Genomic DNA, 12196 nt, shown 5'->3' on the forward strand with positions numbered 1-12196 from the left:
TCAGTCAAAAAGCGTTGGATTATCAGTAAAAATACCGTCCACACCCATTTCAAACAGACACTTGGCGGCGTTCGGATCATTCACTGTGTACACATATAGATCATAGCCCGCTTGTTTAATGGCTCTGGCCTGATCGGTGGTCAATTGGCTGTAATCCAAATGGATGCTGACAGCACCAAGCGATTCAGCAATGGATTGCCAATTATCCGGTAACGCTTCCCAGAGTTGTCCTAGTGGCCACTCGGGCTTGCGCTGCTGTATCAATTGCAGAATTTCCGTATCAAAACTTGAGATAATCAGTCGATCAAATGCCTGCCAATTCTGCTCCAACGCTCTAATACTTGGCTCAACGATCTGCTCGGCGCTGAAATGTTCGTAACGTTTGATTTCGAGATTCAATCCGAATTGATGTTGTGATAAAAATACCAGCATTTCGTCCAAGGTCGGAATCCGTTCAGCGCTGTATTCGGCTGAAAAATGACTGCCCACATCCACATGCGCCAGATCAGCATAGGTTAGAGACATTAACCGGCCCTGGTCTTTGCTCAGTCGCGATAGCTCGTCATCGTGAAAAATCACCACGGTTCCGTCACCCACCAGATTGGCATCAATCTCGACCCAATCAATTCCCAAACGTTGAGTAAGGCGCATGGCACCTAAGGTGTTCTCTGGTGCCAGCTGTGCGCAGCCTCTGTGTGCAATCAAACGGTTTGCGATCATTGTTTACCTGCTATCGATTCTGAATCAGTTTCTGGGTTGATCTGAGCTTGTCGCGCTTCATGTCGACGCTTTACTTCATAAGCGGCGGCAAACAGAATCGTGATCAAGATTAATATTAGCCCCAGTGCATTCACCGCCGGTGTTAGTCCTGTGCGCACTTTTGAGGCAATATAAATAGTCAATGTAGTGTCATGCCCCTTCACAAACAACGTGGTATTGTAGTTTTCGAAGGATTGCAGAAATGCAATCACAGCCGCTGACAGGATGGCGGGCATCAAGTAGGGCAGGAGTATACGACGGAAGACCTGAAAGTGCGAAGCACCTAGGCTGAAGGCGGCATTTTCCAGAGTCCGGTCAAAACGTTGCAGACGGGCCAGTATCATCAGCATGACGTAGGCGGCAATAAACGTTGTCTGGGCAATCATGGTCAAATAAATCCCACCACTCACACCGAGGCTGCGCCAAAAAATCAGTGTGGAAATCCCAATAATGACTCCGGGTGTCAGCAAAGGAGACAGCATTAGCCCGTAGAGGAAGTTTTTGCCGTTGCCACGGTACGTCGAAAGAAAGAGCGCACAAGCTACGCCAATTGGCACGGCGATCAACAACACACCCGCAGCGATAATGGCACTGTTCCCTAACGCTTGCCACATGCCAGAGTCTTGCCATAGCTCCTCAAACCACTTGAGTGTGGTGCCGCGCCAAGGGGATATGGTTGGAAAACGGCTGTCGTTGAAGGTTGCAGCTGACATGATAATCAGTGGGGTAAACAGATACAAAAAGAACAATGTAATGTAAAAGCGTATGCCCCATTTCAAGATGCTGTGTGAACTCATCTGGCAATATCTCCCAGACCTACTTTAAACAGGCGCATCATCAGCACAATAAAGCCAATACAAAGCAACAGCAAAATGAAGGCATAGGCGGCACCCTGATTCCAGTCACCGCCCTCAAAAAACCAGTTATAGATGATTTGTGTAAACCAGCGACTGCCAGGTGAGCCTAGCAGGGCAGGGACGGCATAACTGCCAGCCGAGAGCATGAACACCATGATACAGCCGGTGGCGATGCCGGGCTTTGCATGTGGGATGATGATGCGATAGTGAGTGCGTATCCAGCCTGATCCAAGGTTGCGTGCGGCTTTTATCTGATTGCTGTCGAGGCTTTCGATGGCATTGTACAGTGGGAAAATCATGAACAGGATATAGGCGTAGACCATACCGACGATGACACCACCGTCGCCGGATAAAAAGCGAATGGGTCGATCAATAAATCCTAAGCTGAGTAACAAGGCATTGAGCGGCCCTCGGTAAGACAGGATGATAAACCATGAAAACGTGCGCAGTATCTCGTTTATCCAAAAGGGGATGATCAGCAGCAGCACGCACAGGGCGGCCTGCCGGGGAGTGGCAACTTTTGCGAGGTAATACGCCAAGGGATAGCAGACCACCAGTGTACAGACGGTAACCAGTACGCTTGACCAGATGGTTTTAAAGAAAATACTCTGATGAATGGCGTTGTTGGCCAAGGTTGCGTAGTTCTTCAGTGTGTACTGATCGTCCGGGCCACCGATTTGGCTGGGAGGCAGGTTTGGCCTCAGGGAGTAATCAATCATTAGGATTTGCGGCAGAATCACCAGCATCACCAGCCACAAAAACATCAGCAAAAAAATGCCTAGAGAGACCCAAGGGCCAAAGCGTTCGGAGAGTTGTTTAAACATCGCGAGCCCCTGACATGATCATGGCATCTTCGGCGGCGAAACCAAAAATGATCAGATTTCCGGGGGCAACATCACCTAGGTTCATATCGCTCAAAAGTTGAATTCGCAGACGGTGTTGACTCTTTAAAGGCGTTGCTTCCATCATCAGATATGCACCCTCAAAATTCAGCTCCCGAATTTGAGCTGTAAAGCAATTGTCACTCATGGACGTCCGGCGAGTCAGTAATTCGGGACGAATAAAGAGCAGAGCCTTGTCGCCGAGACGAAATGTGTCGTGTGTATGACCGCTTAGGCGACCCAGATCGCCACAATCCAAGGTGACCCGAGTGCCATCAATCGCAACGACCTGGCCCTCAATGCGATTGTTTTCGCCCACAAAAGAGGCCGCAAATGGGGTTGCAGGGGTTCGGTAAAGTGTCATCGGATCGGCAACCTGTTGTAACTTGCCTGCCGACATGACCGCCACTCGGTCCGACATAGTCAGCGCTTCACCTTGGTCATGGGTGATATAAATAAAGGTGATTCCGGTTTTGCGCTGGATGTCTTTCAGTTCTGTGCGCATATGTTGGCGCAGCTTCAGATCCAAGGCGGAGAGGGGTTCATCTAAGAGCAATACTCGAGGTTCAACTGCTAGGGCGCGAGCAATCGCAATGCGTTGTTTCTGTCCACCTGACAGGTCACTGATTCGCTTATCTCGGCACTCAGGCAGCGCTACGAGATTGAGCAAACGCTCAGAAACTTTGCGACGTTCCGCTTTGCGGACACCGCGAACTTCCAGACCAAACTCAATATTCTCGGCGACGGTCATGAGTGGAAAGAGCGCTAAATTCTGGAAAATCATTGAGGTAGGACGTTTGTTGGCAGGTACTTGGCGCATATCCTGCCCACCAATCCGGACTGTGCCCTCAGTAGGGTCAAGGAAGCCACTGATAATATTCAGCAAGGTGGTTTTGCCACATCCAGAAGGTCCCAAAAAACTGAAGAACTCGCCCGATTCTATTTTTAAATCGGTTTGTTGAACGGCAACAAAATTGTCGAACCGCATCATGACATTATCAAGATGAACACTACTATCCATAACGTCTCACATAGCGTCGGTGAAGCATGACCCTGAGATTAGGGTCATGCAGAGGGCATTCCAAACTCAATCAAGCAGATAGGTAACGGTCTTGGTATTCGTTACGCAGGGCGACATACCAAGGCTCCTGAATTGGCCACCACCAGAGGTTTTTCAGGTCATCTTCTGTATAAGAATCAATGAAGAACTGCTTGGTTTCTTCTGGTAACAGCTCTGCAGCCCCTTTAGAAGTGGAGTTATACCCCGTTGCTTTAACAAACATTGCGCCAGCTTCAGGGGTGTAATACCAGTTAATAAACTCGTACACTGCATCGACATTGTTCGCATTTTTGGGAATAACAAAGCCCTCCATCCAAGCCATCGCACCCTCTTTGGGTGCCGCGTAGGCCATGGGCTCACCGTCTTTAATCAGGTTGAAGGCTGTGCTGTCCCAGGTTTGTCCGATGATTGCACCATTGGCCAAGAATGCTCCTTGTGCTTCATTTTCAGTGGACCAGAACTGGGCGATCATGTGCTTGTGCTCGGTGGCCACTTTCAAAATGACATCAAAGTTAGCACGCATAGCCTGCTCGTTCTTGTAGGAGTCCAGCAGTGGGAAGGGTAATTTCCCTGCTTTTTCCAGCCACAGACCGATACCGACCAGAGCCGAATGGCCACGTACCGTGACACCATCTGCGTGCTCAGGAAGCCACAAGTCACCGTAGCTGAGGTTGTTACGGTCCACTTTGGCCAGCTCTTTGTTGTAGCAGATGGCTTCCGTACCCCAGTCGGAAGGGGCAAAGTAACGTTTGCCATCGACAATGCCACCCACTTCAGAGCCTTCTATCGCGCTTTCCAAGGCACCGTCCCAGTTAATGCGGCGGGTGTCCAGCGGTTGTACCAGATCAAACTCGACATAACCCGGCACACGGTCCACGGTTGGCATAATAATATCGAAACCGCTGCCGTCGGTAGCACGCAGTGAGTTCATCAGTTCATCATTGGTACCGTAGGGGGTGAAGGTGGCATTAATGCCTGTTTTTGCTTTGAAATCGGCGAGCATTTCATCCGTGATGTAGCCTGCCCAGGCATAGATCCGCAGTTCACGGCTGGAGGCCAGTGTACTGTTAATAAAAAATGGACTGACGGCAAGTGTTCCAGCCGCAGCAGCTCCTTTCAAAAATTGGCGACGTGAGACGGTCATGGCGTATTCCTGATCTTAAATAAATAACTTGGATGTTCATCAAGGTTAGACCATATTCCATAAAAGTGAAATATTTATGAAAATACGAACATAAGCGAAAAAATAAACGCACAATAGGTGCGTTTAGATGGGCTGTAGCTGCGATGGAGGGAATAACGACGGCGATGACGGCGGTGACTAAAGACAACGCCGCCGCCAATCTAGATTATGTCCGTTGAGACACACCCACTCCCACCAAGATCAACGCCAATGCAACAAAGTGATTAATCTGAAGTTGTTCACCCATAAAAACGATACCGACAATCACCGCCCACACCGGAATCATATAGTTAATTAAGGAGACAAAGCTGGGACCCGCCATGTACACCAGTTTCATGTAGATCACAGTCGCAATTCCGGTGCACATCAGCCCTAATACGGCGACAGCAATTAACACCGATTCAGACAGTTGTCCGATGGTGCTAAAAGTGGGAATACCGGGATACAGTGTGCCAGCATGGCCAAAGCCACTGGTCATACTGGCAATCGGGAAGGTCATCATCGCCCCCATGGCCAGTATAGAGGCCGACGTGGACCAAGGGTCACTAGCGGGCTTGCGTCGAGCAATAATGGTATTGCAGCCATAACAGATGGCGGCGGTCAGAACGGCAAATTGTCCGAGCAATGCTTGGCTGTTAAAGCTCAGGTGTTGCAGCGCTTGGGGACCGATCAGTACTAGAATGCCTATAAAACCCAAGCTGAAACCAACGAGTTTCGCGCGTGTGAGCGTTTCACCCTGTATAAAAAAATGCGCCAACACAATGGTAACCAAGGGCATTACCGCCATCAAAATGCCTGCTAACGCACTGTCAATGTATTGCTGCCCCCAACTAATTAATGAAAAGGGAATCAGGTTGCCGATGAGGGACATGGTTAAAATATACGCCCAAACTCGAGCACCACGAGGCATTTGACGTCGGAATAACAATGCAAGCGGAAACAACAAAGAACAGGCCAATAGGTTGCGCAAGAATACAAGGGTGGCGGGACTGAGTTCTTTCACGGCTATAGACGTAAAGGCAAATGAAACGCCCCAAATCATCGCTAATAGAACAAGTAAGCCCCAATGTGTTAAAGGACGATGCATAGTTTTATCTACTTTAATGTATTCAAAATGAGATGATCGAGTATTGGCTGAAACAAGCGGTTGCTGAGTTCCATAAAGCGGCCGTCCCGAATGAAGTCCTCGAAACGAGGCCAGAGTCGTTGCAAGGCAAGGTTCTGCTGCACTTCACCCATGAGTTGATAGTTGCCCTGGTAAGCATCCTGAGCCTCAATCAATTCGGAACCCTCTTTACTCGGTTTAATAAAGGCCCCGCTGGTTTTGGCTGAAAAAGGGAGAGGGGACTGCAAATTGTCAGACCAACTTGTCATGAGCTGCTGCAAAAGCTCAGTCGCCTTTTGAGCCTCTAAAGGCGTTAAAAAAAGCTGGGTGTCGGGCGCGAGTATTTCAGTGAAGGTTTCCCCTTTCAATTGAGCTGCCAAGTGATAAGGCCATTGGCGCACAAGGTGATGCCATTTAAGTGCCTTGCCCTGCCAAACTTGGCTGGGTAGGATCAGTAAGCGACGGCGCTCTCCCACCGAATTGATCCGAATATCCAGTAGAACGTCGTCTAAAACGATCATGCCCTGCTCAAGTAACACGGCCTCAGAATGCGAGGTAGCGTAGGGAAAGTCTGCCGCACGCTCTTGATACACACCCAGAGGGTTGATTAATGGAGCAATCAGTTCATCAGCATAAAGATGCCCAAAGGGCGCTAATGGCAGCTGACCTCGGCGTTGTTGTTTTAGAACCGCCTGCTGTAATTTCTGGCCTACATTGAGTTCGGGCTCCGTTTGCAACTGATGTAAGATCGACTCAAGCAGTTGTTGCCGTTGTGCCCAAGCGTCAAGCCCCGAAATCGCGAAGGCCTCGTGGTCTTCTCCGGTTGGGTCAGGATCATTGAACACAACCCCTAAACGTTCTGCAAAAAATGCTTGTGCAGGGACTTTCAGTAACTGCCCCAAATGTGCGAGTGAAATTGGCGGCGGTGCATCCGTGCTTAAGGGAGGCAGTTCAAACATGTCAGATGCTGCGATAGAAGGGGCTAGGTGAATCTCTTGCCACTCCTTCGCATAGGTTTTGTGGGGCGAATCTTCCGAAAAATACGCCTGACTAAACGGTTGCAAAGGGTATTCAAAGGTGATCTGTTTCAGCTGTTCGGCGCTTGAAACGTTAAGGATGTGGTCACGGAGTTGCCCAATGAGAACTGAAGGGGGGCGTTCTGTGTTGTCCCTGATATTGCGTCCAACCCAACTGATATAGAGTCCGTCCCGCGCGGAGAGTAGCGCTTCAAGAAATAAATAGCGGTCATCCTCTCGGCGCGAGCGATCACCTGCACGGTAATCCAATGGCATTAAATCAAAGTCAGGTTGCATGACCTGGCGTGGGTAGTCGCTTTCATTCATGCCGAGTAAGCAGATATGACGAAAAGGCACGGCCCTCATTGGCATCAGCGTTGCGAAATTGACAGCACCGGCCATGAAGCGTTGATTCAGTCCTGTTTGATCTATCTGTCCTAAAATCGTGTCTCGGACCATGTGCAAAGGTAAAGGGTCCGAAAAGGCGGCATGTTCACAGTGCTCTTGCCAAGTTTGAAGACCTAACTCGATGCGTGTCAGCAATAGCTCATCACGGCTGTCTTGTGCAATAAAAAAGTCTTGGCACAGTGTGCGCAAGAGCGATACCCATTCTGAGGGGGCTAAGGGCGCTTGCAGTTTAAGCCAATAGTGATCCAGTGTTTCAATAAAACGGACCAGAGCACCTGCCAGCGTGGCGCTTAAGCCGCCAACTTCTGCATACGGTTCGATGCCCTGCCAAGCCTCTTCTTGACCGAGGGTGTACCCGAGCAGCATGCGTTTTAATCCAAAACGCCAGGTGTTTTGCTCTTGATCGGGTGGCAGACCAAAGCTCTCGCGATGGGTTGCATCCAATCCCCAGCGAATCCCTGAGTCCTCAATCCAATGGTGCAGCAAAGGCTTGTCTAAAGCGGTAATGGCAAATTTGGCCTGTAGGGCAGGGACATCTAAAAGATCGAGGATTTCACTGACACTGAAGCGCGAACCCGGAAGGTTCAGCAAACTCTCCAGTGCAATTAATAGGGGCGCTTGGTGTCGTTGTCCTTGATCTGACAGGGTAAAAGGGATGTAACGCGTATCGTCAAAGCCGATGCGTCCAAAAACCGCACGAATATGAGGTGCGTACTGATTGATATCCGGTACCATGACCAAAATATCACGGGGACGAAGGTCCGGATGTTGAGCAAAGAGCCCTAATACATAATCTTGTAAAATCTCAACCTCACGTTGCGCGCTGTGGGCAATGTGGAAGGTTAGGCTTTGGTCCGATGAGTCAATTGGGCGTGTGCGTGCTTTGCTTTCATCAAGGCTGCGCAAGGATAAAATATCGCTTTGCAATTGCTTCAGCAGCGAGTCCTCACCCGGTTCTTCAAATAAGTCGATGGAGAGCTTTTGTTGCTGGAAGTGTTCTTCGTAGCTGTCTTTTTGGTCAAACTCATCTAACAGCCGAATGTAATCGCGTCCTTGTTTGCCCCAAGATCCGAGCAAGGGATTGGCATGAAGATAAAGATGTTCATCGGAGATATCCGTTTGCCATTTAAGAGGATGGCGTTTAAAGCGTTCGGTAAACAAACGACGAGATTGAACCGGATCAATAATATCCCCCCAGAAATACTGACAGGGATTAGAGACACAGAGTAACACTTGAGTCACCTGTGAGACGCGCTCCAGAACTTGCACGGTTTGTTTGGGTAATGACGAGATGCCAAACACCACTACACGTTTAGGAAGGTTTAGTGACATTTCGGGAGTGATTGAGGTTTTCAAAAAACGTTGATGCACTTGTGCACGGCTGGTATGGCGGTCCACCTCTGACATATCCGCAATGATCTGTCGCCAAAGTTCCGCTTGCCAGAGTTGACCCTCAGGCAGTGGGATCTTGTCGCCCTTTTGTGTCATGCAATCAACATGCTTTGACCAGTCCTCTAACCAATCAGCACGATACACCTGATACTGGTCATAAAGATCGGCAAGGCGCTGTGCCAATTGAAAGCGTTTACGTTGCTGATGATCATCCTTTAAAAAGCGTGATAGTGGTTGGAACTCAGGTCGATCCATCAATGAAGGCAGCAATCTTAGCAAGCGCCAGGTTAAGGGGTGTTTATCATAGGCCGAGTTGATGGGGAGATCGCCCAATACCGAACGATAGACTTGCCAGACATAACTCGCGGGCAAGCTAATGTTTAAGGCGGTTGCGATGTCACAGCCTCCACCGACGTCCGCTTCGTCTTCGGCCAGTGCGAGTTTTAACCATTGCGCTATCCCATTGCTCTGCACCAGCAACACTTCATTTTCCAGCGGGGGCAAAGGGTGGCGTTTTAACCATTCAACGGTTAACTCACGTAAAGCTTCCAGGCGGTTGCTTTGCACAATCATAAAACCTGTTTCAATCTCTGCTGCCATTGAGTCTTGCCTGTTTTGCGAGTGACAAAGATCCTAAGTGTAACAGTTGATTATCCGAAAGTGAGGGGATGTGTTGTTGATATTCGTCAAATCAAAAGGAGAATAAAGTGGCGTTCAATCGAGACACGGATGTAGGGTTCAGTTAAGCTTTCATTCGTCCTATACCTTATCGGCCAAGTGATTGGTGTGATTTTAAAGAGAGTCATCATGAGCGATCTTAATTCCAGCGTGACAGAAAAACCGAGCATTACGATTCGTTATTGCACCCAGTGTCAGTGGTTGTTACGAGCGGCTTGGTTAGCACAAGAGCTGCTGTCAACCTTTAGTGATGATTTGGCGTCCGTTACACTGGAGCCTGCGACAGGCGGGGTGTTTGAGATTACCTGTCAAGGACAACGCTTATGGGAGCGCAAAGCGGATGGTGGCTTTCCAGAAGCAAAAGTCCTTAAGCAGCGTGTGCGTGATTTAGTGTGGCCAAGCCGCGATTTAGGCCATAACGATCGCTAAGTTCGTATTGCAGTGCAAAAAAATTAAGTCAAAATTAAGCCGGGTTTACAGTTGAAGTCATCCTGATTTGGATTAATATGCAGTCATAACTTAAACGATTAAGTTAATGTTCCTATAAAAACAATAAAAGGTATAGGTATGCATATTAATAAAGCATCAGGGCTTGGAATCACTGTATTTGCAGCTGGCTTACTCGCCGGCGCCGTTCACGCTGCGACCTTGACGATCTCTTGTGGAGCTGTAGGGTCTGAGTTACAACTCTGTGAAGAAGGCACAAAGCTGTGGAGCGAAAAAACAGGCCATAAAGTTGAGTTGGTTTCAACACCCAACTCGTCCACAGAGCGTTTGTCTTTGTACCAGCAACTCTTGTCGGCTCGATCAAAGGATATCGATGTATTTCAGATCGATGTCGTTTGGCCTGGCTTACTGGCGCCGCATTTGTTGGATTTAAAACCGCATTTTGAAGCGCTTGAATCCCAGCATTTTGAATCCCTCATTACCAATAATACCGTTGACGGTCGTTTGGTGGCCATGCCATGGTTTACCGATGCGGGTGTATTGTATTACCGCTCCGATCTTTTGGAAAAATACCAGTTAGAGGTACCGAGCACTTGGGAAGAACTCACCCAGACAGCCCAGCATGTTCAGGAACAAGAGCGCGCCGCGGGGCAGGCACAATTTTGGGGATTTGTATGGCAGGGACGTGCATATGAAGGGCTCACCTGTGATGCACTTGAGTGGATCTACAGCTATAACGGCGGCACGATTGTTGATGCAGATGGAAAGGTCACCATCAACAATCCAGGCGCTATATCCGCATTGGAAATGGCTGCTAGCTGGGTGAATACCATTTCACCACCGGGCGTTTTAAGCTATGCCGAAGAAGAATCTCGTGGGGTGTTTCAGTCAGGTAATGCATTGTTTATGCGCAACTGGCCCTATGCTTGGTCTTTAGGCCAATCTGACGGAAGTCCTATCCGTGGCAAAATCGGCGTAACGGCGTTACCGAAGGGCGGTGAAGACGGGCGTCCTGCGGGAACGCTAGGGGGATGGCAGTTAGCCGTTTCTCAATACTCTGAAAATGCCGAGCTGGCCGTGGATCTCGTGCGCTTTTTGACCAGTTATGATGAGCAAAAGCGTCGAGCCTTGATCGGCTCCTACAACCCAACACTGCCTGCGCTGTACGAAGATACCGAGGTACTTGATCTCGTTCCATTCTTTGGCGAGTTGTATGAAACCTTCCTCAATGGTGTACCGCGTCCGTCCTCAGTGACTGGAAACAGTTACGGACGTGTGAGTAATGCCACCTTTAATGCTGTTCACAGTGTTTTATCCGGCTCGCAAAGTGCTGAAAAAGCTGTGCAAGAGTTAGAAAGTCAACTCAACCGTATGAGTCGTCGCGGCTGGTAAGCGGGGTCGGTGATCGGGCAGGGTGCTTGATCACCGATAGATCGACAAGAGCGGAGTCAACAGATGTCTACTAAATCCGATATAGCGCAATCAATGCCAGCGTCCAACCGCTTGTCTTTATTGACACAGCGCAAGCGCATGGCCTGGTTGTTTCTGTCACCGATGATGTTAGTTCTACTGGCCGTGGCGGGCTGGCCCCTACTCAGAACCATCGGTTTTAGTTTTACCGATGCCAATCTGGGTAATTTACATGATTACCAGTTTATTGGTTTTGAGAACTACTTGGTGTACGAGGCAGGAGAGTGGTACGGCGTTTTAGCCGATCCCCTTTGGTGGCGAGCAGTGAAAAACACCTTGTTTTTTACCCTGGTGTCCGTCTCTGCCGAAACGTTTTTAGGCATTATTGTTGCGCTCACGCTCAATGCCCAGTTTAAAGGACGTGCCTTGGTACGAGCCGCCATTCTGATTCCTTGGGCGATCCCAACCATAGTATCAGCTCGGATGTGGGGTTGGATGCTGCATGATCAGTTTGGGATTTTAAATGATATTTTCATGACGCTGGGCTTTATTGCGGAGCCAGTGGCTTGGACCGCCGATGCGAATTTGTCGATGTGGGCGGTCATCATGGTGGATGTTTGGAAAACCACGCCTTTTATGGCCTTGCTGACGCTCGCGGCTTTGCAAATGCTGCCGTCAGATTGTTATGAAGCAGCCAAGGTGGATGGCATCCATCCCGTGCGTGTGTTCTTTAAAGTGACTTTGCCATTGATTGCACCTGCCTTGATGGTGGCCGTGATCTTTAGGGTTTTGGATGCATTGCGTGTGTTCGATTTGATTTTCGTGCTCACCTCCAACAGTGCCGATACCATGTCCATGTCGGTCTATGCGCGCCAACAATTGGTTGAGTTTCAGGATGTTGGTTATGGCTCTGCTGCCTCAACACTGCTCTTTTTTGTCATCGCCCTTTGCACGCTTGCGTACCTTTATTTAGGCAAAAAACGCATGGAGAGCTACTAAT

General features: G+C 49.2%; 10 protein-coding genes. 3 read left to right on the forward strand and 7 right to left on the reverse strand.

The window, feature by feature from the left end:
• The 7 genes from F5971_RS01300 to recC all read right to left on the reverse strand — a co-directional run bounded on the left by F5971_RS01300 (position 1) and on the right by recC (position 9261).
• On the reverse strand, positions 1-720 hold the full coding sequence (locus F5971_RS01300) for a glycerophosphodiester phosphodiesterase family protein (RefSeq protein WP_036506652.1): 720 nt from the start codon (positions 718-720) through the stop codon (positions 1-3).
• Positions 717-1556 (reverse strand): ABC transporter permease, encoded by an 840-nt coding sequence (locus F5971_RS01305; RefSeq protein ID WP_051513840.1) that lies wholly within the window; start codon positions 1554-1556, stop codon positions 717-719. Before F5971_RS01305 ends, F5971_RS01300 begins: the two co-directional genes overlap by 4 nt.
• Positions 1553-2440, reverse strand: a complete 888-nt coding sequence (locus F5971_RS01310; protein WP_036506654.1) for an ABC transporter permease — start codon at positions 2438-2440, stop codon at positions 1553-1555. The genes F5971_RS01305 and F5971_RS01310 overlap by 4 nt, the downstream gene beginning before the upstream one ends.
• Entirely contained in the window at positions 2433-3518 is a 1086-nt protein-coding gene (locus F5971_RS01315) for an ABC transporter ATP-binding protein (protein ID WP_036506658.1), read from the reverse strand. The genes F5971_RS01310 and F5971_RS01315 overlap by 8 nt, the downstream gene beginning before the upstream one ends.
• Before the next feature lie 70 nt (positions 3519-3588).
• Complete coding sequence (locus F5971_RS01320; protein ID WP_036506660.1) at positions 3589-4701, reverse strand: substrate-binding domain-containing protein; 1113 nt, start codon at positions 4699-4701, stop codon at positions 3589-3591.
• A gap of 205 nt (positions 4702-4906) precedes the next feature.
• Positions 4907-5827 (reverse strand): DMT family transporter, encoded by a 921-nt coding sequence (locus F5971_RS01325; RefSeq protein ID WP_193493585.1) that lies wholly within the window; start codon positions 5825-5827, stop codon positions 4907-4909.
• Positions 5828-5835: 8 nt separating this feature from the next.
• Positions 5836-9261 carry an exodeoxyribonuclease V subunit gamma gene (recC, locus tag F5971_RS01330; RefSeq protein WP_223116228.1) on the reverse strand — a complete coding sequence of 1142 codons (3426 nt, stop codon included), beginning with the start codon at positions 9259-9261 and terminating at the stop codon, positions 5836-5838.
• Between the two features lie 207 nt (positions 9262-9468).
• On the opposite strand from recC, the gene F5971_RS01335 reads away from it, so the two are divergent.
• The 3 genes from F5971_RS01335 to F5971_RS01345 all read left to right on the forward strand — a co-directional run bounded on the left by F5971_RS01335 (position 9469) and on the right by F5971_RS01345 (position 12195).
• On the forward strand, positions 9469-9768 hold the full coding sequence (locus F5971_RS01335; RefSeq protein WP_036506665.1) for an Rdx family protein: 300 nt from the start codon (positions 9469-9471) through the stop codon (positions 9766-9768).
• A gap of 138 nt (positions 9769-9906) precedes the next feature.
• A complete protein-coding gene (locus F5971_RS01340) occupies positions 9907-11178 on the forward strand; it encodes an ABC transporter substrate-binding protein (protein WP_051513846.1) in 1272 nt (423 codons plus the stop codon).
• 93 nt (positions 11179-11271) lie between these two features.
• Positions 11272-12195, forward strand: a complete 924-nt coding sequence (locus F5971_RS01345) for a carbohydrate ABC transporter permease (RefSeq protein ID WP_036507297.1) — start codon at positions 11272-11274, stop codon at positions 12193-12195.
• Position 12196: the final 1 nt, after the last annotated feature.

The organism is Nitrincola alkalisediminis (assembly GCF_009821115.1).
Classification (GTDB): domain Bacteria; phylum Pseudomonadota; class Gammaproteobacteria; order Pseudomonadales; family Balneatricaceae; genus Nitrincola; species Nitrincola alkalisediminis.